The sequence below is a fragment of the Pseudomonas borbori genome (assembly GCF_900115555.1).
In the GTDB taxonomy this organism is placed as follows: domain Bacteria; phylum Pseudomonadota; class Gammaproteobacteria; order Pseudomonadales; family Pseudomonadaceae; genus Aquipseudomonas; species Aquipseudomonas borbori.
In genome coordinates this window covers 162,599-186,216 of sequence record NZ_FOWX01000002.1, presented here as the reverse complement: position 1 = coordinate 186,216, position 23,618 = coordinate 162,599, and the positions used below count along the sequence as shown (strand labels likewise).

Genomic DNA, 23,618 nt, shown 5'->3' with positions numbered 1-23,618 from the left:
TCATGGGTATGCGCGCATTCCTCGATAAAATCGAGCACAACTTCGAGAAAGGCGGCAGGTACGAGAAGTGGTATGCCTTGTACGAGGCTTTCGACACTTTCTTCTATCGCCCCTCCAGCGTGACCAAAACCACCGCCCATGTGCGTGACGGCATCGACCTCAAGCGCATGATGATCACCGTCTGGGTTTGCACTTTTCCGGCGATGTTCTTCGGCATGTGGAACACCGGTTACCAGGCCAACCTGATTTTCGCCCAGAACCCCGAGTTGCTGGCGACTCAAGAAGGCTTGCACTTCACGTTGATCAGCGCCCTTGCCGGGTTCGATCCGAACAGCCTCTGGGACAACTTCGTCCAGGGCGCTGCCTGGTTCCTGCCGGTCTATGGGGTGATCTTTATCGTCGGCGGCTTCTGGGAGGTATTGTTCGCCTCGATCCGCAAGCATGAAGTCAACGAAGGTTTCTTCGTCACCTCGGTGCTGTTCGCCCTGATTCTGCCTCCGAGCATTCCGCTGTGGCAGGTCGCGCTGGGCATCAGCTTCGGTGTGGTAATCGGCAAGGAAGTGTTTGGTGGTACCGGCAAGAACTTCCTCAACCCGGCCCTGACCGGCCGTGCCTTCCTGTTCTTCGCTTATCCGGCACAAATGTCCGGCGACGCGGTATGGACCACGGTCGACGGTTTCGCTGGCGCCACTGCATTGAGCCTGGCCGCTTCCGGCGGTATCGAGAACGTGATCGGTCAGGGCATCACCTGGATGGACGCCTTCGTCGGCACCATTCACGGTTCCCTGGGCGAAACCAGCACCCTGGCGATCGCGGTTGGTGGCCTGGCGCTGCTGATCACCAAGATCGCCTCCTGGCGCATCGTCGCCGGGGTGATGCTGGGCATGATCGGCCTCAGCATGCTGTTCAATCTGCTCGGCTCGACCACCAACCCGATGTTCGCCATGCCCTGGTACTGGCATCTGGTGGTCGGCGGTTTCGCCTTCGGTATGTTCTTTATGGCCACCGATCCGGTATCGGCGTCCATGACCAATACCGGCAAGTGGGTTTTCGGTGCCTTGATCGGGGTCATGGTGGTGTTGATCCGTGTGGTCAACCCTGCGTTCCCGGAAGGCATGATGCTGGCGATCCTGTTCGCCAACCTGTTCGCACCGCTGATCGACCACTTCGTCGTTCAAGCCAATATCAAGCGGAGGCTGGCACGCAATGTCTAGTCAAAAAGAATCCACCGCTCGCACCCTGACGGTGGCCCTGTTGGTCTGCCTGGTGTGCTCGGTGTTCGTCGCTGGTGCCGCTGTGGCACTCAAACCGACCCAGGTCGACAACCGTCTGCTGGATAAACAGCGCAGCATCCTGGCGATTGCCGGGCTGGGCGATCCGAGCATGTCGAGTGCGCAAGTCAAAGACATGTTCAAAGGCACCATCAGCGCCAAGCTGGTGGATCTGCAAAGCGGCAAATTCTCCGATGCCAAGGATCCGGTCACCTTCGATCCGTTGAAGGCCTCCAAGGATCCTAAACTGTCTTCCGTGCTCAAGGGCAGTGACGACATCGCGGGGATCAAGCGCCAGGAACGTTTCAGCACTGTTTATGTGGTGGAAAAAGAGGGTCAGGTCGACACTCTGATCCTGCCGGTGCGTGGCTACGGCCTGTGGTCGACCCTGTATGGTTTCATCGCGGTCAAAGGCGATCTGAATACCGTGGTCGGCATGGGCTTCTATCAGCATGGCGAGACCCCGGGGCTGGGTGGTGAAGTCGACAATCCGAAGTGGAAAGGCCAATGGCCAGGCAAGACCCTGTTCGACGAGGACGGCAAGCTGGCCGTGGAAATCGTCAAGGGCGGCATCGATGCACAGAGCCCCAAGGCCGTGCATCAGGTTGATGGCCTGGCAGGCGCCACCCTTACCAGCAAGGGCGTGGACAACCTGCTGAAGTTCTGGCTCGGCCAGAATGGCTTCGGTCCGTTTATCGCTAACCTGCGTGCAGGGGAGGCTTGATCATGTCGCAACCGACTATTAAAGAAGTCCTGCTCAATCCGATCTTCAACAACAACCCCATTGGCCTGCAGATTCTCGGTATCTGTTCCGCATTGGCGGTGACCTCGAACCTGAAAACCGCCTTGGTGATGTCGGTCGCGCTGACCCTGGTGACCGGGTTTTCCAACCTGTTCATCTCGATGGTTCGCAGTCAGATCCCCAGTTCGATCCGCATGATCGTGCAGATGGTGATCATCGCATCCTTGGTTATCGTGGTCGATCAGGTGCTCAAGGCCTATGCCTTCAGCCTGTCCAAGCAGTTGTCGGTGTTCGTCGGTCTGATCATCACCAACTGCATCGTGATGGGCCGTGCCGAAGCCTTTGCCATGCAGAATCCGCCGGTGTTGTCGTTCTTCGACGGTATCGGTAACGGCTTGGGCTACAGCGCCATGCTGATCGTTCTGGGTATAGTTCGCGAGCTGTTCGGTGCGGGCAAGCTGATGGGTTACGAGATCATTCCGGTGATCAACGACGGCGGCTGGTATCAGCCTAACGGCTTGTTGTTGCTGCCACCTTCGGCGTTCTTCCTGATCGGCCTGTTCATCTGGGCCCTGCGTAGCTGGAAAAGAGAGCAGGTCGAGAAACCGAGCTTCAAGATGGCGCCGCAAGTCTCGAACAAGGAGGCCTACTAATGGAGCACTACATCAGTTTGCTGGCCAAGGCGGTGTTCGTTGAGAACATGGCGCTGGCCTTCTTCCTCGGCATGTGCACCTTCATCGCCATCTCGAAGAAAGTCGAGACCGCGATTGGTCTGGGTATCGCGGTGGTCGTGGTGCAGGTGATTACCGTACCGGCGAACAACCTGATCTACACCTATTTGTTGAAAGACGGTGCGCTGGCCTGGGCCGGTATGCCGGAAGTCGACCTGAGCTTCCTCGGTCTGCTCAGCTACATTGGTGTGATCGCAGCGATCGTGCAGATTCTCGAGATGCTTCTGGATAAGTACGTGCCCTCGCTGTACAACGCCCTCGGCGTATTCCTGCCGTTGATCACGGTGAACTGCGCGATCATGGGCGGCACCCTGTTCATGGTCGAGCGTGACTACAACCTGGCGGAAAGTACCGTGTACGGCTTCGGCTCGGGGCTGTCCTGGGCGCTGGCGATTGCCGCTTTGGCGGGGATTCGCGAGAAGCTCAAGTACAGTGACGTGCCGGCAGGTTTGCAGGGGCTGGGCATCACCTTTATCACCATCGGTCTGATGTCTCTGGGCTTTATGTCCTTTTCCGGCGTGCAGTTGTAAGGAAGGGATGAATAGATGATCAATTTCGAAATCTTTCTCGCAATCGGCATGTTCACCGGCATTGTGCTGGCGCTGGTGCTGATCATTCTCGCTGCGCGCGCCAAACTGGTTTCCAGTGGTGACGTGAGCATCGAGATCAATGGCGAAAAAACCATTGTGGTGCCGGCCGGCGGCAAGTTGCTGCAGACCCTGGCGTCCAACAATATCTTCCTCTCGTCGGCCTGCGGTGGCGGCGGTACCTGCGCCCAGTGCAAGTGCGTGGTCGAGCATGGCGGCGGCGAAATGCTGCCGACCGAAGAGGCTGCCTTCACCCGTCGCGAAGCCAAGGCTGGCTGGCGTCTGTCCTGCCAGACCCCGGTCAAGCAGGACATGAAGATCGAGGTGCCGGAAGAAGTCTTCGGCGTGAAGAAGTGGGAATGTACGGTGGTGTCCAATCCGAACGTGGCCACTTTCATCAAGGAGCTGACGCTGAAACTGCCGGAAGGCGAGAACGTCGACTTCCGCGCCGGTGGCTATGTACAGCTCGAATGCCCGCCGCACGAAGTGCGTTACAAGGACTTCGATATCCAGGAGGAATATCGCGGCGACTGGGACAAGTTCAACCAGTGGAAGTACGTGTCCAAGGTCGAAGAAACCACCATTCGCGCCTACTCCATGGCCAACTACCCGGAAGAGCGTGGCCTGGTGAAGTTCAATATCCGTATCGCCTCGCCGCCACCGGGCAAGGACGATCTGCCGCCGGGCAAGATGAGCTCCTATGTGTTCAGCCTCAAGCCGGGCGACAAGATCGCCGTGTACGGTCCCTTCGGCGAGTTCTTCGCCAAGGACACCGATGCCGAGATGGTCTTCATCGGTGGCGGTGCCGGTATGGCGCCGATGCGTTCGCACATCTTCGACCAGCTCAAGCGCCTCAAGTCGACGCGCAAGATCAGCTTCTGGTACGGCGCACGCTCCATGCGTGAAGCCTTCTACGTCGAAGAGTACGACCAGTTGCAGGCGGAAAACCCCAACTTCAAGTGGCACCTGGCGTTGTCCGATCCGTTGCCGGAAGACAACTGGACCGGCATGAAGGGCTTCATCCACAACGTGCTGTACGAGAACTACCTGAAGGACCATCCGGCTCCGGAAGATTGCGAGTTCTACATGTGCGGCCCGCCGATGATGAACGCCGCCGTGATCAAGATGCTGGTCGACCTGGGTGTGGAGGAGGAGAATATCCTGCTCGACGACTTCGGCGGCTAAGCATGAAATTAGCGGTATTCCAGCCCGTTATCGCTGTCGCCTTTGCGACAGCCCTAACGGGCTGTTTGCATTCCGGGAAGGTCGAAGAGTTCGGCGGCCCGACCATGGGCAGCACCTACTCGGTCAAATATGTCACCGCTGAGGGTGTCGCCGATGCGCTGACCCTCAAGGCCGAGACCGAGGCAATTCTGGGCGAAATCGATCGGCAGATGTCCACCTACCGCGAGGACTCGGTGATCTCGGCGTTCAACCGGGCGCCGGCAGGCAGCTGCATGGCGGTTCCCGCCGGGATGCTTGAAGTAGTGCGCATGGGTCTGCAACTGGCTCAGGAAAGCGGCGGTGCTTTCGATCCGACCCTCGAACCCTTGCTCAATCTGTGGGGCTTCGGTCCGCAGGCGCGGGTCGAGCGTGTGCCGAGCGCCGAGCAACTGGCCGAGGCGCGGCTGCGCAGCGGTTATCGGCACCTGCGTATAGACGGGCGGCAGTTGTGCAAGGACGTCGATCTGCAGCTGGATCTCAACAGTATTGCCGCCGGTTATACGGTCGAAAGAATCGTCAGCCGCCTGACCGAGTTGGGTGTCGGCAGCTATCTGGTGGATGTCACCGGGGAGCTCAAGGGTGCGGGCAAGAAGCCGGATGGGCAATCCTGGCGCATCGCCATCGAGGCGCCACGCGACGATCAGCGGGTGGCCCAGAGGATTCTGCAACTGGATGGTTACGGTATTTCCACCTCAGGGGATTACCGTAATTATTTCGAGGAAAACGGCGTGCGCTACTCGCATACGCTCGATCCGCAAACCGGCGCGCCCATCACTCACACGCTGGCGGCGGTGACGGTCGCCGATCCATCGACCTTGCGCGCCGATGGCTTGTCTACAGTGTTGATGGTGCTGGGGCCGGAGCGAGGTTTGGCCTACGCCGAGCAAGCCGGCATCGCAGCGTTTTTCGTGACCCGCGAAGGCGAAGGCTTCGTCACACGGGGTACCACGGCTTTCGAGCAGCTATTCGCTGCAGGAGAAGAGCAATGACTTGGTTGATCGTATTTTTCACCATGCTGTTAGTGGTGGCATTGATGGCCGTTGGCGTGATCATGGGGCGTAAACCGATTGCCGGTTCCTGTGGCGGTATTGCCAATCTGGGCATCGAGAAAGAGTGCTCGATTTGCGGCGGTAGCCGCGAGAAGTGCGAAGAGGTCAACAGCGCGCCGCAGGCCGGCACCAGCGCACTGGCCTACGACGCGACCAAGCGCTAATCGCCATTCGCCGGCCTGCATGTCAGGCTGGCGAATCACGTATCGATTGCCAGGCTGCCCTGATGCAGTGCTGGCCCTGCCGAGTGCGCGGCATAAGCGCTCCGGTGTGATCTGAAGGAGTAAACATGGCGGTCTACAACTACGACGTAGTGGTGTTGGGCTCGGGCCCGGCGGGTGAGGGTGCGGCAATGAACGCCGCCAAGGCGGGGCGCAAGGTGGCGGTGGTCGATAGCCGTCGCGAGGTCGGTGGCAACTGCACCCACCTGGGCACCATCCCGTCCAAGGCGTTGCGCCATTCGGTGCGCCAGATCATGCAGTTCAACACCAACCCGATGTTTCGTCAGATCGGCGAGCCGCGCTGGTTTTCCTTCCCCGATGTGCTGAAAAGCGCCGAGCGGGTGATCGCCAAGCAGGTGACCTCACGCACGGGTTACTACGCGCGCAATCGCATCGACCTGTTCTTCGGCACGGGCAGCTTCGCCGATGAGCAGACCATCGAGGTGGTCTGCGCCAATGGCGTGGTGGAAAAACTGGTGGCCAAGCAGATCGTCATCGCCACCGGCTCGCGTCCTTATCGTCCGGCGGACGTCGACTTCCATCATCCGCGGGTGTATGACAGTGACACTATCCTCACCCTCAGCCATACGCCGCGCCGGCTGATCATCTATGGGGCCGGGGTCATCGGTTGCGAATATGCGTCGATCTTCAGCGGTCTCGGTGTGCTGGTCGACCTGATCGACAACCGTGATCAATTGCTCAGCTTCCTGGATTCGGAAATTTCCGATGCGCTCAGCTATCACCTGCGCAACAGCAACGTACTGATCCGCCACAACGAAGAGTACGAGAGCATCGAAGGTGTGGATAACGGGGTGGTGCTGCATCTCAAGTCGGGCAAGAAGATCAAGGCCGATGCCTTGCTCTGGTGCAACGGTCGTACCGGCAACACCGACCAGTTGGGCCTGGAAAACATCGGCATCAAGGTCAACAGCCGCGGGCAGATCGAGGTCGACCAGCATTACCGCACCGAAGTGTCGAATATCTTCGCCGCCGGCGACGTGATCGGTTGGCCGAGCCTGGCCAGCGCTGCCTACGACCAGGGTCGCTCGGCCGCGGGCAATATCGTCGAGAATGACAGCTGGCGTTTCGTCGACGATGTGCCGACCGGTATCTACACCATCCCGGAGATCAGCTCGATCGGCAAGAACGAGCGTGAGCTGACCCAGGCCAAGATTCCCTACGAGGTGGGCAAGGCATTCTTCAAGAGCATGGCGCGAGCGCAGATCGCCGCCGAGCCGGTGGGCATGCTGAAGATCCTGTTTCACCGCGAAACGCTCGAAGTGCTCGGCGTGCACTGCTTTGGCTACCAGGCCTCGGAGATCGTGCACATCGGCCAGGCGATCATGAACCAGAAGGGTGCAGCCAACAGCATCAAGTACTTCGTCAACACCACCTTCAACTACCCGACCATGGCCGAAGCCTATCGGGTGGCGGCGTTCGACGGTCTCAACCGGCTTTTTTGAACGGCTCCGACCGGTGGCCTGAGCCGGTCGGGGAAGATCCGTTCAGTGACTCCCCGGCGTGGCGCTGGCCGAACCGGGAGAGTTTCTGACCAGGCAGCAATAAAAAACCGGCCTTGTGTGGCCGGTTTTTTATTGCCTGCTTGGTAGGCGGAGGTAGCCGAGTACAAGGGTGGGCTTCATCGCTGCGCGTCCCGACCCAAGCTATGCGTCACCCAGGGTCTGCACCGCCAGGCCGGGAAAGTCGGTAATCAGGCTGTCCACGCCGAAATCGGCGAGGCGGCGCATCAGTGCCGGCTCGTTGACCGTCCAGACCGAGACATGCAAGCCGGCTTTCTGCGCTTTCAGCAGGCGTTCCGGGGTGCACAGGGTCCAGTTCAGGGCCAGCAGGCTGCAGCCATAGTGCTGGGCCACTTTCAGCGGGTCGAGCCAGGCGTATTCGGCCACCAGGCCGCGGGCCAGTTGCGGCGTCAGGCGCTTGAGGGCACTGAGTACTTCCCGTGAGCTCGAGGTGACCGTGACTTTATCGGTCAGGCCATGGCGCGCGGTCAGCTCGGCAATCGCCTCGGCCATCTGCGCGGCGCGGGCCTTGGAGGCGCTTTTGACCTCCAGTTGCCAGTGCTCGAAGGGACATTGCTCGAACAGCTCGGCCAGGCGGGGAATCGGGCAGGGGGTTTTCCAGCCGGGTCCTCCTTTGCGCGCGTCATAGCGCACCAGTTCAGCGGCGTCGTGTTCGACCACCTTGCCGCGATGGCCGGTGGTGCGTTTCAGGGTCGGGTCATGGATCACCATCAGCTCGCCGTCGCGTGACTGGTGCAGGTCCAGTTCGCAACGGCGCACGCCATGTTCCAGGCACTGCTGGAAGCTGGCCAGGGTGTTTTCCGGTGCTTCGCCTTTGGCGCCGCGGTGGCCATAGATCAGGGTCACGGTTGCTCCTTCGCAGGGTCGCTGGTGCGCGGCCGATGGTGGCGCACGCTGTTGATCACATGATCGTATTCGAAGTACACGCTGAACTCGCGGTAGTCCCAGCGGCTAATCGGCGGGCTGCCGACCGCAGGGTGTTCTTCATCGGCCAGGCCGAAGCGCTCCAGCACCGCGCGCTGCGATTCGCCGCGCTGGGGCAGTTGGGCGGCGGCGGCGCCTTGCTGGCCGAGGGGAATCCGCAGGGTTTCGGCGTTGGCGCAAAATGGCAGGCACAGGATCAGTGCCAGCAACAGACGTGGCATGCTCTTCTCGTCACTTGGGTTGTTCACGGGCCTGGCGGCGCTCCAGGGCTTGGCGCTGGAGGATATGCCGGGCCAGCAACTGGCGCTGTGCATCGGTCAAGGCTTCGAACTCGGTGCCGATCTCGAACTGCTGCTCGGCGAGTGCCTGGCAGTGAATCACCTTGGCCCGCAACAGCAGGCCCAGAGCCTGCGGCATCAGCACTATCTTGATCGCCAGATGGCTGTCGATGGCGAGGTTTTGGCTGCTGGTGAAACTCACGCCACCCTCGGACAGGCACACCCGCCGCGGTGTGCCGATGTCGCGCAAAAGACTCTGGGCGACGGCCTGGCCGAGCAGGTCGATGCGCTTGTTGATTACCTTGAGGTAGTTGGCCAGGGTGCGGTCGCGCTCGCTGATATGGCGCAACAGGTGCTGTGACTCGAAGTCCAGCAGGTGCAATTCACTGAGCAGGTTGAACAGCGGCGAGCTGTCGTGAAGTTCGTCGCTGGCCAGCGCCTCGGCGCCCGACAGCGGGGTGAATTCCAGTGCGATCGTATCGTCGATACGATAGTATTCGCGGCGGTCATCTTCATCTTGAATCGACATGGCGAACCCATGGCAGCAGTAGTGGTCTGAGTGTAAGGCCGCTTGCCAGGCCCCGCCACAAGGACGTTCCTCTTTCCCGCGAATCAGCCCCCGACATGTTCAGACCCCTGTTCGTCTATATAGGTACGCGTTACACCCGTGCCAAACGCCGCAACCACTTCGTCTCCTTTATTTCCCTGACTTCGATGATCGGGCTGGCACTCGGTGTGCTCGTGATGATCGTGGTGCTGTCGGTGATGAACGGCTTCGACCATGAGATGCGCACCCGCGTGCTCGGTATGGTGCCGCATGCCACCGTCGAGTCGGCGACGGCCATCGATGATTGGCGCAGCCTCGCCGACACCGCGCTGGAGAACCCGCAGGTGCTGGCCGTTGCGCCATTCAGCCAGATGCAGGGCTTGCTCACGAATGAGGGCAAGGTGCAGAAGGTATTGATCAATGCCGTCGATCCGCTCGAGGAGGCGAAGGTTTCGATCATCGGCGATTTCTTTCGGCAGGGCCGCTTGCAAGACCTCGAAGCCGGTGCCTTCGGCATCGTCATCGGCGACAAGGCCGCCGCCAAGCTGGGCGTGGGCCTGGGCGACAAGATCACCTTCGTCGCACCCGAAGTCACGGTAACGCCGGCGGGCATGTTTCCGCGGCTCAAGCGTTTCACCGTGGTCGGCATCTTTCATGTCGGCGCCGGAGAGATCGATGGCCACGTGGCGATGACCCATGTGCAGGATCTGGCGCGCTTGCAGCGCCGCCGGGCGGATCAGGTGCAGGGCATCCGCCTGAAGGTCGCCGATCTGTTCCAGGCGCCGCGTACGGCCTGGACGTTGGCGCAAACCCTGGGCGAGCGTGACTATTACGCCCGCGACTGGACCCGCACCCACGGCAACCTGTATCAGGCGATCCGCATGGAGAAGGCCATGATCGGCCTGCTGCTGCTGCTGATAGTCGCGGTCGCCGCGTTCAACATCATCTCCACCCTGGTCATGGTGGTGACGGACAAGAAGGGCGACATCGCCATTCTGCGCACCCTCGGCGCCACGCCCGGGCAAATCATGGCGATCTTCATGGTCCAGGGCACGGTGATCGGCGTGGTTGGCACCCTTATCGGCGCGTTGCTGGGGATCTTCGCGGCACTCAATGTCAGTGCCGGTATCGCTGCGCTGGAGCGTGCACTGGGCATGCGCTTTCTCGATGCCGACGTCTATTTCATCGACTACCTGCCATCGCAACTGATGCTCGCGGATGTACTGCTGGTCTGCGCCGCTGCGCTGGTTCTGAGTTTTCTCGCCACCCTTTATCCGGCCTGGCGCGCGGCGCGTACCCAGCCCGCGGAGGCACTGCGTTATGAGTGATCAGGTTATGCAAGAGCGTGCTGTGTTGAGTTGCCGCAACCTCGGCAAAAGCTACGAGGAAGGCCCGCAGTCGGTGGTGGTGCTGGACGGCTTGCAGCTGGAGCTACATCCCGGCGAGCGGGTGGCGATCGTCGGCAGTTCAGGCTCGGGCAAGAGCACCTTGCTGAACATGCTCGGCGGCCTGGATACGCCCAGCAGCGGTAGCGTCTGGCTGGCGGGCGAGGAGCTGTCGGCGCTGAGCGAGAAGGCGCGTGGTCTGCTGCGCAACCGCTCGCTGGGTTTCGTCTATCAGTTCCATCACCTGCTGCCGGAGTTCACGGCCCTGGAAAACGTCTGCATGCCACTGCTGATCGGGCGCACGCCGATTGCCGAGGCGCGTCAGCGGGCGACCGCGTTGCTCGAACGGGTCGGGCTCGGCCATCGCTTGACGCACAAGCCGGCGGAGCTGTCCGGTGGCGAGCGCCAGCGCGTGGCTATTGCCCGGGCCCTGGTCAACCGGCCGGGGCTGGTGCTGCTCGACGAGCCCACCGGCAACCTCGACCATCACACCGCCCAGGGCATTCAGGAGCTGATGCGGGAGTTGAGTAGCGCATCGCGCACCGCTTTCCTGGTGGTGACCCACGACATGGAGCTGGCGCGGCAGATGGATCGCATCCTGCGCCTGGAAGACGGCAAGTTGGTGGCCGCCTGATGTTCCGCCCTCTGAGCCTGTACATAGGTACCCGCTACACCCGGGCCAAGCGGCGCAACCATTTCATTTCCTTTATTTCCCTGACCTCGATGATCGGTCTCGCCCTGGGTGTGTTGGCGATGATCGTGGTGCTGTCGGTGATGAATGGGTTTCAGAAGGAAATGAGCTCGCGGATCCTCGGCATGGTGCCGCATGCGGCGATCGCCGGGGTCCAGCCGATGGATGATTGGCAGGCGGTGGCCGCGGCCGCCAAGCGCAATCCGCAGGTGTTGGCCGCCGTGCCCTTTGCCGAGCTGGAAGGCATGCTGTCCTACCGCGGCGCGATGCAGCCGATTCAGTTGCAGGGCATCGATCCCGAGCTGGAGCCGCAGGTGTCGATCATTGCCGAGCACATGATCCAGGGGCGTCTGAGCGATCTGCAGGCCGGCGAGTTCGGCGTGGTGATCGGCGAAATCACCGCCCGGCGCTTTCAGTTGAAGGTCGGCGATCGCCTGGCGCTGATCGTGCCCGAGGCCAGTTCGGTACCCGGTGGCATCACGCCGCGGATGCAGGCGGTCAATGTGGTCGGGGTGTTCAAGGTCGGTGCCGAGCTGGACAGCTCGCTGGCCTTGCTGCATGTCGCCGATGCCGCGCAGATCCAGCGCTTGCAGCCGGGCCAGGTGCCTGGTGTGCGTTTGAAGCTGCAAGATCTGTATCAGGCGCCGCAGGTGTCGGCCGCCATCGTCAGCGAGTTGGGCGAGGGCTATCGAGCCAGCGACTGGACGCAGACCCAGGGCAGCCTGTTCAGCGCCATGAAGATGGAAAAGACCATGATCGGCTTGCTGTTGCTGCTGATCGTGGCGGTGGCTGCGTTCAATATCATTGCCACCCTGATCATGGTGGTGGCCGACAAGGGGGGGGATATCGCCATCCTGCGTACCCTGGGCGCGACCCCGGGCCAGATCATGGGCATCTTCATGGTCCAGGGCACGGTGATCGGGGTGGTCGGCACGCTGATCGGCGCCGCGCTGGGCATAGTCGCGGCGCTGAATGTCAGCCAGTTGGTCGGCTGGATCGAACGTCTCAGCGGTCAGCAGGTACTCAGCTCGGATGTCTACTTCATCAGCAATCTGCCGTCCGAATTGCTGCTCGCCGATGTGCTGCTGATCTGCGGTGCGGCCTTCGCCCTGAGTTTTCTCGCGACCCTCTATCCATCCTGGCGGGCCGCCGGGATCCAGCCGGCGGAAGCCTTGCGCTACGAATGAGCTAGTCTCTGCAAGCAAAAAGTCGTTATTCGAGTAACGGCTTTTTTGTTTCAGTTATCCGGCTTGTTGTTGCGGCGTTGTTCTTGGCGTTTGCGCCAGCTGCGCCGTACCCACCAGTGCCAGTAGCTGTTGGTGGCCAGGTAGCCCAGTACAGCAAAGAGCAAACCGAGCACGAAGGAGCCGAGGAGTAGAGGCTGCCAGTGGGTCTGCAGCATATGGCCGACCCAGCTCAGGGTGATCTCGTCGGGCATGCGCAGGGTGGGGGTGTTGGTCATCCAAGCGCCGAATTTATAGCTGCAATAGAACACCGGCGGCATGGTGATCGGGTTGGTCAGCCAGACCAGTCCAACGGAAATGGGCAGGTTGGCGCGTGCGGGAATGGCGACCAGTGCGGCGGCGACCATTTGCATGGGCATGGGGATCATCGCCCAGAACAGGCCGATGGCCACGGCGCGCGCCACCGAGTGGCGGTTGAGGTGCCAGAGATTGGGGTCGTGAATCAGAGCGCCGAGAAAGCGCAGGGACTTGTTGGCCTTGATGCGGTCCGGGTGAGGCATGTAGCGCTTGAAAAAACGACGCGGCATCGGGGCTCTCTGGCAGGCTAAAAGCGCCGATATTATGCACCGATTCAAGACGAGCCGCTTTCTCACTTTGTCACAGCAAATAAGTGAAGGTCGGCAGTTGGGTTGGATCCACGGAAGCGGATCTCAAGGAGTGAGAGATTATGCGCACAGGGATGTCAGCGTTGGTGGCGGGTTTGCTTCTGCTGCGATTCTTGCCGGCTCTACCGCCGGTCTGGCTATTATGGCTGCTGCCGATACTGGGGCTGATGTTGCTGCCATTTCGCAGTTATCCGTTGGCATTTTTCCTGTTTGGCCTCAGCTGGGCCGGCATCTCGGCGCAGTCGGCGCTGGACGACAGGCTGGCGCCGCAGCTCGATGGCCGTACTCTGTGGCTGCAGGGGAGGGTGGTCGGCCTGCCCGATAGGCGCGATGGTGTGGTCAGGTTTCAGCTGCAGCAGGCCGAGTCGCGGCGCGCCGAGTTGCCAGCGCGGCTGCGTCTGGCCTGGCATGGTGGCCCCGCGCTACGGGCCGGCGAGGTCTGGCGCCTGGCGGTGCGTCTCAAACGGCCACATGGCCTGGTCAATCCTCAGTCTTTCGATTACGAGTCCTGGCTGCTGGCGCAACGCATTGGCGCCACCGGCACGGTCAAGAGCGGCCAGTTGCTGAGCGCCGCCAGCGGGCCGGGCAGTTGGCGCGATGGTTTGCGCGAGCGCCTGCTCGCAGTCGATGCCAATGGTCGCGAGGGAGCCTTGGCGGCGCTGGTGCTGGGTGATGGCTCAGGTCTGTCGGTGGCTGATTGGCGCGTGCTGCAAGACACCGGCACGGTGCACTTGCTGGTGATTTCCGGTCAGCATATCGGCCTGCTGGCCGGGCTGTTGTATGGCTTGATTGCCGGCTTGGCCCGGCTGGGCTGGTGGCCGCGGCAATGGCCGTGGCTGCCCTGGGCCTGCGGTCTGGCCTTCGCCGGTGCGCTCGGCTACGGCCTGCTGGCAGGTTTCGAGGTGCCGGTGCGGCGCGCCTGCGTGATGGTCGGTCTGGTGCTGTTGTGGCGTTGGCGCTTTCGCCATCTCGGGGTATTCCTGCCGCTGCTGATGGCGCTGGTCGTGGTCTTGTTGCTGGAACCCCTGGCCAGCCTGCAGCCGGGCTTCTGGCTGTCCTTCGGCGCGGTGCTGTTGCTGATTTTTATTTTCGGTGGCCGGCTGGGCGCCTGGTCGTGGTGGCAGACGCTGGGGCGAGCGCAGTGGGCGATGGCCATAGGTCTGCTGCCGCTGTTGCTGGCGCTGGGTTTGCCGGTCAGTGCCAGCGGCCCGCTGGCCAATCTGCTGGCCGTGCCCTGGGTCGGTCTGGCGGTGGTGCCGTTGGCATTGTTGGGCACCTTGCTTTTGCCACTGCCCTGGCTGGGGGAGGCGCTGCTATGGCTGGCCGGTGGCTTGCTCAAGCTGTTGTTCATGCTGCTGACGCAGATGGCTGCCTGGCTACCGGCCTGGTTGCCCGAGACATTAGCGCTTTGGGCCTGGTTGCTGGTGGCACTCGGTACCCTGCTGTTGCTCCTGCCGGCGAGTGTGCCATTGCGCAGCCTGGGCTGGATTCTGCTGCTGCCACTGTTCTTTACCGAGGCGCAGCGGCCGGCCCATGGCCAGGCCGAGGTGTGGATGCTGGACGTTGGCCAGGGCCTGGCGGTCTTGCTGCGCACCCGCGAGCACGCGCTGCTGTATGACGCCGGGCCGCGCTTCGGTGACTTCGACATGGGTGAGCGCGTGGTGCTGCCGTCGTTGCGCGGATTGGGGGTGGCGCAGCTGGATATGCTGCTGATCAGCCATGCCGACAACGATCACGCCGGTGGTGCGCTGGCGATTCGGCGGGACATGGCAGTCGGGCAGGTGGTCAGCGGCGAGGCCGCGGCACTGCCCGGGCTGCTCGGGGCCGAGAGCTGCGAGTCGGGGCGCAGCTGGCAGTGGGATGGCGTGCATTTCACGACCTGGCACTGGGCGGCGGCGACGGATGGCAATCAGGCCTCCTGCGTGTTGCTGATCGAGGCGGCTGGCGAGCGCCTGCTGCTGACCGGCGATATCGACAGCGCGGCCGAGCGCGCGCTGCTCGGCAGTGGTCTGGACGTTCGCGCGCACTGGCTGTTGGCGCCGCACCATGGCAGCCGCAGCTCGTCCTCGCAGGCCTTGCTGGATGCCGTGGCGCCGCGCGCTGCGCTGATTTCCCGTGGCCGCCACAACGCCTTCGGTCACCCGCATGCCGCTGTGGTCGCACGCTATGAAGCGCTGTCCGCGCAGCTCTATGACACGGTCGAGCACGGCGCCGTGCGCATTCGCCTGGGCGCCTTTGCCCGGGGGCAAGGCTGGCGCGAGCACGCACGGTTTTGGCGAGAAAAATGAGAACCGCGGCGGTCGGCGCCATGCCGCCCCTATGCTAGAGTGGCGCCACTTTTCCAAAGGGGATGTGCCACCGTGTGGGAACTGGTTAAAGCTGGCGGCTGGATCATGCTGCCGATCATGCTCTGCTCTGTCGTTGCGCTCGGCATCATTGCCGAGCGTCTGTGGACGCTGCGACCCAGCCGCATCACGCCGCCGCATCTGCTCGGTCAGGTGTGGCGCTGGATCAAGGATAAGAAGCTGAACAACCAGAAGCTCAAGGAGCTGCGTGCCAACTCGCCCCTGGGGCAGATTCTGGCAGCCGGCCTGGCCAACTCCAAGCATGGTCGCGAGATCATGAAAGAGTGCATCGAAGAGGCGGCCGCGCGGGTTATCCACGATCTGGAGCGCTACCTCAATGCCCTGGGCACCATCGCCGGTATCGCCCCGTTGCTCGGTCTGCTCGGTACCGTGCTGGGCATGATCGAGATATTCAGCTCCTTCATGGGCTCGGGCATGACCAATGCGGCGCTGCTCGCCGCGGGTATCTCCAAGGCCCTGATCACCACCGCAGCCGGTTTGATGGTGGCCATTCCAGCATTGTTCTTTCACCGCTATCTGCAGCGCCGGGTCGATGAACTGGTGGTCGGCATGGAGCAGGAAGCGATCAAGCTGGTGGAAGTGGTGCAGGGTGATCGTGACGTCGATCTGGCCGAGGGCAAGGCGTGAAATTCCGGCGCAAACCGCGGGAGAATGTCGAGATCAACCTGGCTTCGCTGATCGACGTGGTGTTCATCCTGCTCTTGTTCTTTGTGGTCACCACCACCTTCACCCGTGAGACCCAGCTCAAGGTCGATCTGCCCGAAGCCGCCAGTGGCACGCCGCCGGAGCAGACCGAGCTGAAGCAGCTGGAGGTGCTGATCGCGGTCGACGGCAGTTATTCGCTGAATGGCAAGCAACTGCTGAAAAGTGACCTGGATGGCCTGATGGCGGCGCTGCAAAAGGAATCGGCGGGTGACAACAGCCTGCCGCTGACCATCAGTGCCGATGGCAAGACCCCTCATCAGGCGGTGATCACGGCCATGGACGCCGCCGGCAAGCTGGGCTTTGCCCACCTGCGCATCACCACGGTCGAGGCGCAGGCCGCGCCTTGAGGGTCGTTTGCCCATGAGCCTGTCCGACCGCCTGCTTGCGGCCTGGTATGCCGGACATCCGGCGTTGGCCCTGCTGCGACCACTCGAAAGCCTCTATCGTGCGCTGGTCAAACGTAAGCGTGACCGCTTCCTCGCGGGCGGGGGCGAGATTTACCGCGCTGCGGTGCCGGTCGTGGTGGTGGGTAATATCACCGTCGGCGGCACCGGCAAGACCCCGCTGATTCTCTGGCTGATCGAACATTGCCGTCGGCGTGGTCTCAGGGTCGGCGTGGTCAGCCGTGGCTATGGCGCCAAGCCGCCGCAATTGCCCTGGCGTGTGCAGCCCGAGCAAAGCCCCGGCGTTGCCGGCGACGAGCCGCTGCTGATCGTCCAGCGCAGTGGCGTGCCCTTGATGATCGACCCCGATCGCGGGCGTGCGGTGGCGGCCCTGCTGGCAGCGCAGCCGCTGGATCTGATTCTCAGTGACGATGGTTTGCAGCATTATCGTCTGGCCCGTGATCTGGAGCTGGTGTTGATCGATGCGGCGCGTGGCCTGGGCAATGGCCGTTGCCTGCCTGCCGGGCCGTTGCGCGAACCGGTCGAGCGCCTGTCGAGTGTCGATGCACTGCTTTACAACGGCGCCAGCAGCGATCCGCAGGGTGGTTACGCCTTCGGCTTGCGCCCGCGCGTGCTGGTCAACCTGCGCAGCGGCGAGCAGCGCCCGCTGACACATTTTCCGCCGCAGCAGCGCCTGCATGCAGTCGCCGGCATCGGCAACCCCCAGCGTTTCTTCAATACGCTCGAAACGCTACACTGGCGGCCTATTCCGCATGCTTTTGCCGACCATGCGCAGTACGGCGCCGAGCTGCTGAAGTTCAGCCCGGCGTTGCCTGTGGTCATGACGGAAAAGGATGCGGTCAAATGCCGGGCTTTTGCCGCCGACGACTGGTGGTACCTGGTGGTGGATGCCGAGCCCTCAGCGGCCTTCATCGCCTGGTTCGATGCGCAGTTGACCGCGTTGCTGCCTCTCGCTCGCTAAGTCAGCGGCTATGGCGAGCGCCGTTCCATTCATTGCAGCCGCTCTACAGCAAGGATCTCCCATGGACCCGAAACTACTCGATATCTTGGCCTGCCCACTGTGCAAGGGCCCGCTCAAGCTCGCCGCCGACAAGTCCGAGCTGATCTGCAAGACCGATGGTCTGGCTTTCCCGGTGCGTGACGGGATCCCGGTGATGCTGGAAAGCGAAGCCCGTACCCTCAACGTCGACGAGCGTCTGGACAAGTAGATGAACGACGCATTTACCGTTGTGATCCCGGCGCGTTACGCCTCCAGCCGTCTGCCCGGCAAGCCGCTGCAGGACATTGCCGGCAAACCGATGATCCAGCATGTCTGGGAGCAGGCGGGTAAAAGCAGCGCCCGCCAGGTGCTGGTGGCGACCGACGATGCGCGTATCGTCGAGGCCTGCAACGGTTTCGGCGCCGAAGTGCTGTTGACCCGCAGCGACCATAACTCCGGCACCGATCGCCTGGCCGAAGTGGCCGCCGTGCTGGGGCTGGCGCCCGACGCCATAGTGGTCAACGTGCAGGGCGACGAGCCGCTGATTCCGCCGGCGATCATCGATCAGGTGGCGGCCAACCTGGCGGCCAACCCGCAGGCGGCAATCGCTACTCTGGCCGAACCGATCGACGATGTGGCGGCGCTGTTCAATCCTAACGTGGTCAAGGTGGTCAGCGATCGCCATGGCCTGGCGCTGACCTTCAGTCGCGCAGCGCTGCCCTGGGCGCGCGATGCCTTTGCCGTCAGTCGCCAGCAGTTGCCGGCTAACGTGCCCTACCGCCGGCATATCGGCATCTATGCCTACCGCGCGCAGTTCCTTCACGATTTCGTCGCCTGGGGCCCTTGCTGGCTGGAGGACGCCGAGTGCCTGGAGCAGTTGCGCGCGCTCTGGCACGGTGTGCGCATCCATGTCGCCGATGCCCGGCAGGCGCCGCCAGCCGGGGTCGATACGGCGGAAGATCTAGAGCGTGTGCGCCGACTGCTGGGGGCTTGATGCGGATCTTGTTTGTCTGTCTGGGCAATATCTGCCGCTCGCCTACCGCCGAGGCGGTGCTGCGGCACAAGTTGCGTGAGCTGGGGCTGGAGGGCGTCGAGGTCGATTCCGCCGGCACCGGCGATTGGCATGTGGGCAAGCCGCCGGATAGCCGCACTCGGCAAGCGGCGCAGTTGCGCGGTTATGATCTTTCCGCCCTGCGCGGGCGTCAGGTCTGCGTCAGTGATTTCAGGCGTTTCGATCTGATTCTGGCCATGGATAACAGCAATCTGGAACAGCTGCGCCGCATGCGCCCCGGCGACGCCATGGCCGAGCTGGATCTGTTCCTGCGCCGCTATGATCTGGCGCCGGTTGAGGTGCCGGACCCCTATTACGGTGGCGAGGAAGGTTTCCAGCAGGTACTGGATCTGCTCGAGCAGGCCTGCGATGGCTTGCTCCGCGAGCTGCGGGGGCGACTATGAGCTTTGGTGTTCAGTCGCGGGTTTCGCTCAAGGCCTATAACAGCTTCGCCGTGGATGTTGCGGCGCGCTGGTTCGCCGAGGCGCATGACGACGATCAGGTGCGTGAGGCGTTGGCTTATGCGCAACGGCAGCAGTTGCCCGTGCTGCTGCTCGGCGGCGGCAGCAATATGCTGCTGACCGCCGATGTCGAGGCGCTGGTGCTGCGCATGGCCAGTCGCGGCATTCGCGTGTTGCAGGATGATGGCGAGCGGGTGCTGGTCGAGGCCGAGGCCGGCGAACCCTGGCACCCCTTCGTGCAGTGGGCCCTGCGGCAGGGACTGGTGGGTCTGGAAAATCTCAGCCTGATACCCGGTACGGTCGGCGCCGCACCGATGCAGAATATCGGCGCCTATGGCGTCGAACTGAAAGACCTGTTCGTCGGCTTGACCGCCCTGGATCGTCGCAGCGGCGAGCTGCGCGAATTTTCCCTGGACGACTGTGGCTTCGCCTATCGCGACAGCCTGTTCAAGCAGGATGCGGGGCGTTGGGTGATCCTGCGCGTACGCTTCGCCTTGAGCCGCACGGCCGCGCTGCACCTCGAGTACGGTCCGCTGCGTCAGCGCCTGGCGGAGCAGGGGGTGATGGCGCCGACGGCTGCCGATGTCAGCCAGGCCATCTGTGCGATTCGCCGCGAGAAATTGCCGGATCCGGCGGTGCTGGGCAACGCCGGCAGCTTTTTCAAGAACCCTATGGTCTCGGTTGAGCTGGCGCAGCGCCTGAATGCCGAACATGCCGATCTGGTGGCCTATCCGCAGGCCGATGGTCGGGTCAAGCTGGCCGCTGGCTGGCTGATCGAGCGCGCCGGTTGGAAAGGCTTTCGCGAGGGCGATGCCGGGGTGCATCGGCTGCAGGCGCTGGTGCTGGTCAATTATGGTCAGGCCACCGGGCAGCAGCTGTTGGCGTTGGCGCAGCGGATCCAGGCGGATATTTTCCGACGCTTTGCGGTTGAGCTGGAAATCGAACCTAACGTGCTTTGAGTCGTATTCGGCGTTACGAGGCCCGCAGGCCATGATTCCATTGGGCTGGCAGAAGCATAAAAAAGGGGATGCCGAAGCATCCCCTTTTTTATTGCGCTGAATAGTCTCAGGCGTGCGGTTTGTCCGCGTGCTCATCCTGCTGCTTTTCAGTTTCAGTTTCAGCGTCGGCATCCATCACGCTGACTGGTGTGTGCTCCGGTTCGTCGCTCTCGGCCGCTGGTGCTACGTTAGCTGCTTCGGTGGCTTCGTCGTTGACTGCAGCTTCGGGTTCGGCTGGGCTGCTTTCTTCTACCACTTCGGTTGGCTGGCTGGCTGCGGCCTCGGTGGCTTCGCGCGCCAGGCGCTCGGCTTCGCGTTGGCGGCGACGTACTTCGCGGGGATCGTTCGGCGCGCGACCGGTGGCGCTCGGTGCGATGCCCTCGATCTCTGCAGGCTCTTCGCTCGCGGTTTCGGTCGCAGTGATGGCTGGTGCGGCCGGCTCGCTGGCAGCGATTTCGGCAGTCACTTCGGCCGGCTCTTCGCTTGGGGCGGGAGTGACGGCTTCTGTGCTGGCCTCAGGGGTTGCTTCAGCGATCTGTGGTGCACTGACTTCCTCTGCAGCTTCAGCCGTCTCAGTGCCTGCTTCGCCGAGTTGCTCGGCCACTGGCAACTCTGGTTCTGCAGGCTGAGCCGGAGTTTCCTCGGCAGCTTGCTCGATCGCCGCGGGCTCGGCGCTGACCAGTTCGGCGCCCATCTCGGCGGCAGCCGCTGCGGCTACTGCCAGTGGGGCAGTGGCCTCAGCCTGGCTTGCGCTGCTTTCTTCAGTGCCTTCGATCGCATTGCCGCTGGCGTCGCCTTGACGCTCGCGGCGATTGCTGCGACGACGCTGGCCGCGCGAGCGGCGGCGCGGGCGCTCACCTTCCGCGCCTTCCGGCTCATCGTCTTGCTGCGGCTGTTCGTTGCTCAGTACTTCGTCGTCGATGACTGCAGCCGTTTCGGGGCGTGGTTGGCGCTCTTCGCGGGGAGTGCGCGGCTGGCGTGGCTCGCGTTGCGGGCGCTCGGCACGAACTTCTGCGGCGCTGCTGTCGCTGCTGCTGTCAGTGCTTTGCGGTGCATCGAGTGGCTCGCGCAGTTCGCGGGTTGGACGCTCTTCGCGTGGCTTGCGCTCGCGGCGATTCTCCTGGCCTTCGCGCGGTGGGCGCGATTGGCGGACTTCCTGCGGCTCGCGAACCTCGACGACTTCGCGTGGTTGGCGTTCTTCACGCGGTTGCGCCTCTTCGCGTGCCACACGCGGCTGGCGTTCTTCGCGAGGTGCCCGTTCTTCGCGCGGGGCGCGCTCTTCACGGGGTTTGCGCTCTTCGTCGCGGCGACCGCTACGGCTGCGGTTCTGCTGACGGCCACCGCGGCGCTCATCGCTGCGCTGCGGACGTTCGCTGGCTTTCTTCTCGATTACCGCAGGTTTGGCTTCCTCTTCCTTGCTGGCAAACAGGCTGACCAGCGATTTCACCAGGCCCTTGAACAACCCTGGCTGGCTGACAACCGGCGGGCTGACTTCGGTCGTCGCTGCCGGTGTTGGTGCGGTGCGTTGTGGTGCGGCCTTGATCGCTGCTTCCTGGCGAACCAGGGTGCGGGTGGCGGCGGCCGGTTGCACTTCTTCCACTTCGGCGGCAGCCATTTCATAGCTGGACTGGGTGGATTGCGCTTCCGGGCTGTCGTCACGGATGCGCTGCACTTCGAAGTGCGGCGTTTCCAGGTGATCGTTGGGCAGGATGACGATGCGGGCGCGGCTGCGCAGTTCGATCTTGGTGATCGAGTTGCGCTTCTCGTTGAGCAGGAAGGCGGCCACCGGGATCGGCACTTGGGCGCGCACTTCGGCGGTGCGGTCCTTCAGGGCTTCTTCCTCGATCAGGCGCAGGATCGCCAGCGACAGCGATTCGACGTCACGGATGATGCCTTGGCCATTGCAGCGCGGGCAGACGATGCCGCTGCTTTCGCCAAGCGATGGACGCAGGCGCTGACGGGACATTTCCAGCAGGCCGAAGCGCGAGATGCGCCCGACCTGAACGCGAGCGCGGTCGGCTTCCAGGCTTTCGCGGACTTTCTCTTCCACGGCGCGCTGGTTCTTCGCTGGGGTCATGTCGATGAAGTCGATGACGATCAGGCCGCCGATGTCGCGCAGACGCAGCTGGCGGGCGATTTCTTCGGCCGCTTCCAGGTTGGTCTGCAGGGCGGTTTCTTCGATGTCGCTGCCTTTGGTTGCGCGCGCCGAGTTGATGTCGATGGACACCAGGGCTTCGGTCGGGTCGATGACGATGGAGCCGCCCGAGGGCAGCTTCACTTCGCGCTGGAAGGCGGTTTCGATCTGGCTTTCGATCTGGAAGCGGTTGAACAGCGGCACGCTGTCCTCGTACAGCTTGATCTTGCTGGCGTACTGCGGCATCACCTGGTTGATGAAGCTCAGGGCTTCCTGCTGCGCCTCGACGCTGTCGACCAGTACTTCGCCGATGTCCTGGCGCAGGTAGTCGCGGATGGCGCGGATGATCACGTTGCTTTCCTGGTAGATCAGGAAAGGTGCGGCGCGATCGAGCGAGGCTTCTTTAATGGCGGTCCAGAGTTGCAGCAGGTAATCGAGGTCCCACTGCATTTCTTCGCTGGAACGACCGAGGCCGGCGGTGCGCACGATCAGGCCCATGTCGCTCGGGGCGACCAGGCCGTTGAGCGCTTCGCGCAATTCGTTACGCTCTTCGCCTTCGATGCGCCGCGAGATGCCGCCGGCGCGCGGGTTGTTCGGCATCAGCACCAGGTAACGACCGGCCAGGCTGATGAAGGTGGTCAGGGCTGCGCCCTTGTTGCCACGCTCTTCTTTCTCGACCTGGACGATGACTTCCTGGCCTTCCTTGAGCACGTCCTTGATGTTGACGCGGCCTTCGGGAGACTTGCTGAAGTATTCGCGGGAGATCTCCTTGAGCGGGAGAAAGCCGTGGCGTTCCGAGCCGAAGTCGACAAAGGCGGCTTCGAGACTGGGTTCGACGCGGGTAATGCGGCCTTTATAGATGTTGGCCTTCTTCTGCTCGCGGGCGCCCGATTCGATGTCCAGGTCGTACAGGCGTTGGCCGTCGACCAGAGCAACACGCAACTCTTCGGGTTGAGTGGCGTTAATCAGCATTCTTTTCATGTTGTACCGTCGGTTTCCGGTGCTGGCGGAAGCGGCGTTCGGCACACACGACTCTCAGGGTCGGTGTCAGGCGCGTCAGAAACGGGCGTAAATCGTTTCATTGTCAAGCGACAGTCAGCCAGTTGGGCTGGGTCGCGACGGACATCTCCTGCTCGCTGTTGTGACAGAAAGCAATGGTCAGGAGGAGGAATCAACTGTCGGTAGCGGACGAGATGAAGCGTCTTCGATAAAGCTAATTGCTACGCAGACCGACGGTTGTGCATCTCCACCTACACGTATCACTGAAAATCGGGTGCCGCTCGCATAACATCCGCAGCGGGTTGGCAGTTACCGCAAACGCCCAATGGGGCGGCTGCGCATCATGGCTTAAGGCTTTATTTCCGAGTTATTCGCGGCCTTTGCGGCTTTCTATCGTCTGAATAACCCGTTGGACGGCCTTACGTCCCAAATGGGTTGCGTCGGTTGGGGATGGCAGTTTTGGCGATCATCCGCAGACCAG

Annotated in this window: 24 protein-coding genes; 19 read left to right on the top strand and 5 right to left on the bottom strand. The window is 62.6% G+C overall.

Annotated elements, in window-relative coordinates; all coding sequences use genetic code 11:
- The first annotated feature begins 2 nt into the window (after positions 1-2).
- From BM315_RS02220 to sthA, 8 genes are all read left to right on the top strand, one after another.
- On the top strand, positions 3-1,214 hold the full coding sequence (locus BM315_RS02220; RefSeq protein WP_090497359.1) for an NADH:ubiquinone reductase (Na(+)-transporting) subunit B: 1,212 nt from the start codon (positions 3-5) through the stop codon (positions 1,212-1,214).
- On the top strand, positions 1,207-1,995 hold the full coding sequence (locus tag BM315_RS02215; protein WP_090497357.1) for a Na(+)-translocating NADH-quinone reductase subunit C: 789 nt from the start codon (positions 1,207-1,209) through the stop codon (positions 1,993-1,995). The genes BM315_RS02220 and BM315_RS02215 overlap by 8 nt, the downstream gene beginning before the upstream one ends.
- Positions 1,992-2,666, top strand: coding sequence for an NADH:ubiquinone reductase (Na(+)-transporting) subunit D (locus BM315_RS02210; protein WP_170862140.1), 675 nt, complete (start codon positions 1,992-1,994; stop codon positions 2,664-2,666). The genes BM315_RS02215 and BM315_RS02210 overlap by 4 nt, the downstream gene beginning before the upstream one ends.
- Entirely contained in the window at positions 2,666-3,274 is a 609-nt protein-coding gene (gene nqrE / locus BM315_RS02205) for an NADH:ubiquinone reductase (Na(+)-transporting) subunit E (protein WP_090497354.1), read from the top strand. Before BM315_RS02210 ends, nqrE begins: the two co-directional genes overlap by 1 nt.
- A gap of 15 nt (positions 3,275-3,289) precedes the next feature.
- The gene (nqrF, locus tag BM315_RS02200; protein WP_090497352.1) at positions 3,290-4,516 is read left to right on the top strand and encodes an NADH:ubiquinone reductase (Na(+)-transporting) subunit F; all 1,227 of its coding nucleotides are present in this window, start codon (positions 3,290-3,292) and stop codon (positions 4,514-4,516) included.
- Between the two features lie 2 nt (positions 4,517-4,518).
- Positions 4,519-5,544 (top strand): FAD:protein FMN transferase, encoded by a 1,026-nt coding sequence (locus tag BM315_RS02195; protein WP_090497350.1) that lies wholly within the window; start codon positions 4,519-4,521, stop codon positions 5,542-5,544.
- Positions 5,541-5,768, top strand: coding sequence for a (Na+)-NQR maturation NqrM (nqrM, locus tag BM315_RS02190; RefSeq protein ID WP_090497349.1), 228 nt, complete (start codon positions 5,541-5,543; stop codon positions 5,766-5,768). Before BM315_RS02195 ends, nqrM begins: the two co-directional genes overlap by 4 nt.
- 125 nt (positions 5,769-5,893) lie before the next feature.
- Complete coding sequence (gene sthA / locus BM315_RS02185) at positions 5,894-7,288, top strand: Si-specific NAD(P)(+) transhydrogenase (RefSeq protein ID WP_090497347.1); 1,395 nt, start codon at positions 5,894-5,896, stop codon at positions 7,286-7,288.
- A 201-nt stretch (positions 7,289-7,489) separates the two neighbouring features.
- Here sthA and BM315_RS02180 read toward each other — a convergent pair whose 3' ends face one another.
- Genes BM315_RS02180 through BM315_RS02170 form a run of 3 tightly spaced genes read right to left on the bottom strand, consistent with a single transcriptional unit; the run spans position 7,490 to position 9,097 of the window.
- Positions 7,490-8,212 carry a glycerophosphodiester phosphodiesterase gene (locus BM315_RS02180; protein WP_090497345.1) on the bottom strand — a complete coding sequence of 241 codons (723 nt, stop codon included), beginning with the start codon at positions 8,210-8,212 and terminating at the stop codon, positions 7,490-7,492.
- Complete coding sequence (locus tag BM315_RS02175; RefSeq protein WP_090497343.1) at positions 8,209-8,511, bottom strand: phosphodiesterase; 303 nt, start codon at positions 8,509-8,511, stop codon at positions 8,209-8,211. The genes BM315_RS02180 and BM315_RS02175 overlap by 4 nt, the downstream gene beginning before the upstream one ends.
- Positions 8,512-8,521: 10 nt before the next feature.
- A complete protein-coding gene (locus BM315_RS02170) occupies positions 8,522-9,097 on the bottom strand; it encodes a PilZ domain-containing protein (RefSeq protein WP_090497341.1) in 576 nt (191 codons plus the stop codon).
- A 95-nt stretch (positions 9,098-9,192) separates the two neighbouring features.
- Between BM315_RS02170 and BM315_RS02165 the strand changes: the two genes are divergently transcribed.
- From BM315_RS02165 to BM315_RS02155, 3 genes are read left to right on the top strand one after another with little or no spacing between them, the layout of a single operon-like run.
- Entirely contained in the window at positions 9,193-10,443 is a 1,251-nt protein-coding gene (locus BM315_RS02165; RefSeq protein WP_090497339.1) for a lipoprotein-releasing ABC transporter permease subunit, read from the top strand.
- Between the two features lie 7 nt (positions 10,444-10,450).
- The gene (lolD, locus tag BM315_RS02160; protein WP_170862146.1) at positions 10,451-11,134 is read left to right on the top strand and encodes a lipoprotein-releasing ABC transporter ATP-binding protein LolD; all 684 of its coding nucleotides are present in this window, start codon (positions 10,451-10,453) and stop codon (positions 11,132-11,134) included.
- Positions 11,134-12,378: a lipoprotein-releasing ABC transporter permease subunit gene (locus tag BM315_RS02155; RefSeq protein ID WP_090497335.1), complete on the top strand. Its 1,245-nt coding sequence runs from the start codon at positions 11,134-11,136 to the stop codon at positions 12,376-12,378. The genes lolD and BM315_RS02155 overlap by 1 nt, the downstream gene beginning before the upstream one ends.
- Before the next feature lie 50 nt (positions 12,379-12,428).
- Here BM315_RS02155 and BM315_RS02150 read toward each other — a convergent pair whose 3' ends face one another.
- The gene (locus tag BM315_RS02150; RefSeq protein WP_090497333.1) at positions 12,429-12,962 is read right to left on the bottom strand and encodes a DUF2062 domain-containing protein; all 534 of its coding nucleotides are present in this window, start codon (positions 12,960-12,962) and stop codon (positions 12,429-12,431) included.
- Positions 12,963-13,102: 140 nt separating this feature from the next.
- Here BM315_RS02150 and BM315_RS02145 point away from each other — a divergent pair, with 140 nt between their 5' ends.
- The 8 genes from BM315_RS02145 to murB all read left to right on the top strand — a co-directional run bounded on the left by BM315_RS02145 (position 13,103) and on the right by murB (position 19,965).
- Entirely contained in the window at positions 13,103-15,328 is a 2,226-nt protein-coding gene (locus BM315_RS02145; protein ID WP_244527237.1) for a DNA internalization-related competence protein ComEC/Rec2, read from the top strand.
- Positions 15,329-15,400: 72 nt separating this feature from the next.
- Positions 15,401-16,033 (top strand): MotA/TolQ/ExbB proton channel family protein, encoded by a 633-nt coding sequence (locus BM315_RS02140; protein ID WP_090497329.1) that lies wholly within the window; start codon positions 15,401-15,403, stop codon positions 16,031-16,033.
- Positions 16,030-16,458, top strand: a complete 429-nt coding sequence (locus tag BM315_RS02135) for an ExbD/TolR family protein (protein ID WP_090497327.1) — start codon at positions 16,030-16,032, stop codon at positions 16,456-16,458. Before BM315_RS02140 ends, BM315_RS02135 begins: the two co-directional genes overlap by 4 nt.
- Positions 16,459-16,471: 13 nt before the next feature.
- Positions 16,472-17,476 carry a tetraacyldisaccharide 4'-kinase gene (lpxK, locus tag BM315_RS02130; RefSeq protein ID WP_090497325.1) on the top strand — a complete coding sequence of 335 codons (1,005 nt, stop codon included), beginning with the start codon at positions 16,472-16,474 and terminating at the stop codon, positions 17,474-17,476.
- A 61-nt stretch (positions 17,477-17,537) separates the two neighbouring features.
- Positions 17,538-17,723 carry a Trm112 family protein gene (locus BM315_RS02125; protein ID WP_090497323.1) on the top strand — a complete coding sequence of 62 codons (186 nt, stop codon included), beginning with the start codon at positions 17,538-17,540 and terminating at the stop codon, positions 17,721-17,723.
- Positions 17,724-18,488, top strand: a complete 765-nt coding sequence (gene kdsB, locus BM315_RS02120) for a 3-deoxy-manno-octulosonate cytidylyltransferase (RefSeq protein ID WP_090497321.1) — start codon at positions 17,724-17,726, stop codon at positions 18,486-18,488.
- Positions 18,488-18,949, top strand: coding sequence for a low molecular weight protein-tyrosine-phosphatase (locus tag BM315_RS02115; RefSeq protein ID WP_090497319.1), 462 nt, complete (start codon positions 18,488-18,490; stop codon positions 18,947-18,949). The genes kdsB and BM315_RS02115 overlap by 1 nt, the downstream gene beginning before the upstream one ends.
- The gene (gene murB, locus BM315_RS02110; protein WP_090497317.1) at positions 18,946-19,965 is read left to right on the top strand and encodes a UDP-N-acetylmuramate dehydrogenase; all 1,020 of its coding nucleotides are present in this window, start codon (positions 18,946-18,948) and stop codon (positions 19,963-19,965) included. The genes BM315_RS02115 and murB overlap by 4 nt, the downstream gene beginning before the upstream one ends.
- A 106-nt stretch (positions 19,966-20,071) precedes the next feature.
- On the opposite strand, the gene rne is transcribed toward murB, so the two are convergent.
- Positions 20,072-23,119 carry a ribonuclease E gene (gene rne, locus BM315_RS02105; protein ID WP_090497315.1) on the bottom strand — a complete coding sequence of 1,016 codons (3,048 nt, stop codon included), beginning with the start codon at positions 23,117-23,119 and terminating at the stop codon, positions 20,072-20,074.
- Between the last annotated feature and the right edge of the window lie 499 nt (positions 23,120-23,618).

What these genes read in the sequence shown, in the direction of transcription:
- BM315_RS02175 (WP_090497343.1), bottom strand. Translation starts at nt 8,511, where the DNA reads ATGCCACGTCTGTTGCTGGCACTGATCCTGTGCCTGCCATTTTGCGCC.
- nqrF (WP_090497352.1), top strand. Translation starts at nt 3,290, where the DNA reads ATGATCAATTTCGAAATCTTTCTCGCAATCGGCATGTTCACCGGCATT.
- nqrM (WP_090497349.1), top strand. Translation starts at nt 5,541, where the DNA reads ATGACTTGGTTGATCGTATTTTTCACCATGCTGTTAGTGGTGGCATTG.
- kdsB (WP_090497321.1), top strand. Translation starts at nt 17,724, where the DNA reads ATGAACGACGCATTTACCGTTGTGATCCCGGCGCGTTACGCCTCCAGC.
- BM315_RS02145 (WP_244527237.1), top strand. Translation starts at nt 13,103, where the DNA reads ATGCGCACAGGGATGTCAGCGTTGGTGGCGGGTTTGCTTCTGCTGCGA.
- murB (WP_090497317.1), top strand. Translation starts at nt 18,946, where the DNA reads ATGAGCTTTGGTGTTCAGTCGCGGGTTTCGCTCAAGGCCTATAACAGC.
- rne (WP_090497315.1), bottom strand. Translation starts at nt 23,119, where the DNA reads ATGAAAAGAATGCTGATTAACGCCACTCAACCCGAAGAGTTGCGTGTT.
- BM315_RS02195 (WP_090497350.1), top strand. Translation starts at nt 4,519, where the DNA reads ATGAAATTAGCGGTATTCCAGCCCGTTATCGCTGTCGCCTTTGCGACA.
- lpxK (WP_090497325.1), top strand. Translation starts at nt 16,472, where the DNA reads ATGAGCCTGTCCGACCGCCTGCTTGCGGCCTGGTATGCCGGACATCCG.
- BM315_RS02150 (WP_090497333.1), bottom strand. Translation starts at nt 12,962, where the DNA reads ATGCCGCGTCGTTTTTTCAAGCGCTACATGCCTCACCCGGACCGCATC.
- BM315_RS02215 (WP_090497357.1), top strand. Translation starts at nt 1,207, where the DNA reads ATGTCTAGTCAAAAAGAATCCACCGCTCGCACCCTGACGGTGGCCCTG.
- BM315_RS02155 (WP_090497335.1), top strand. Translation starts at nt 11,134, where the DNA reads ATGTTCCGCCCTCTGAGCCTGTACATAGGTACCCGCTACACCCGGGCC.
- BM315_RS02165 (WP_090497339.1), top strand. Translation starts at nt 9,193, where the DNA reads ATGTTCAGACCCCTGTTCGTCTATATAGGTACGCGTTACACCCGTGCC.
- BM315_RS02115 (WP_090497319.1), top strand. Translation starts at nt 18,488, where the DNA reads ATGCGGATCTTGTTTGTCTGTCTGGGCAATATCTGCCGCTCGCCTACC.
- sthA (WP_090497347.1), top strand. Translation starts at nt 5,894, where the DNA reads ATGGCGGTCTACAACTACGACGTAGTGGTGTTGGGCTCGGGCCCGGCG.
- nqrE (WP_090497354.1), top strand. Translation starts at nt 2,666, where the DNA reads ATGGAGCACTACATCAGTTTGCTGGCCAAGGCGGTGTTCGTTGAGAAC.
- BM315_RS02220 (WP_090497359.1), top strand. Translation starts at nt 3, where the DNA reads ATGGGTATGCGCGCATTCCTCGATAAAATCGAGCACAACTTCGAGAAA.
- lolD (WP_170862146.1), top strand. Translation starts at nt 10,451, where the DNA reads ATGCAAGAGCGTGCTGTGTTGAGTTGCCGCAACCTCGGCAAAAGCTAC.
- BM315_RS02170 (WP_090497341.1), bottom strand. Translation starts at nt 9,097, where the DNA reads ATGTCGATTCAAGATGAAGATGACCGCCGCGAATACTATCGTATCGAC.
- BM315_RS02125 (WP_090497323.1), top strand. Translation starts at nt 17,538, where the DNA reads ATGGACCCGAAACTACTCGATATCTTGGCCTGCCCACTGTGCAAGGGC.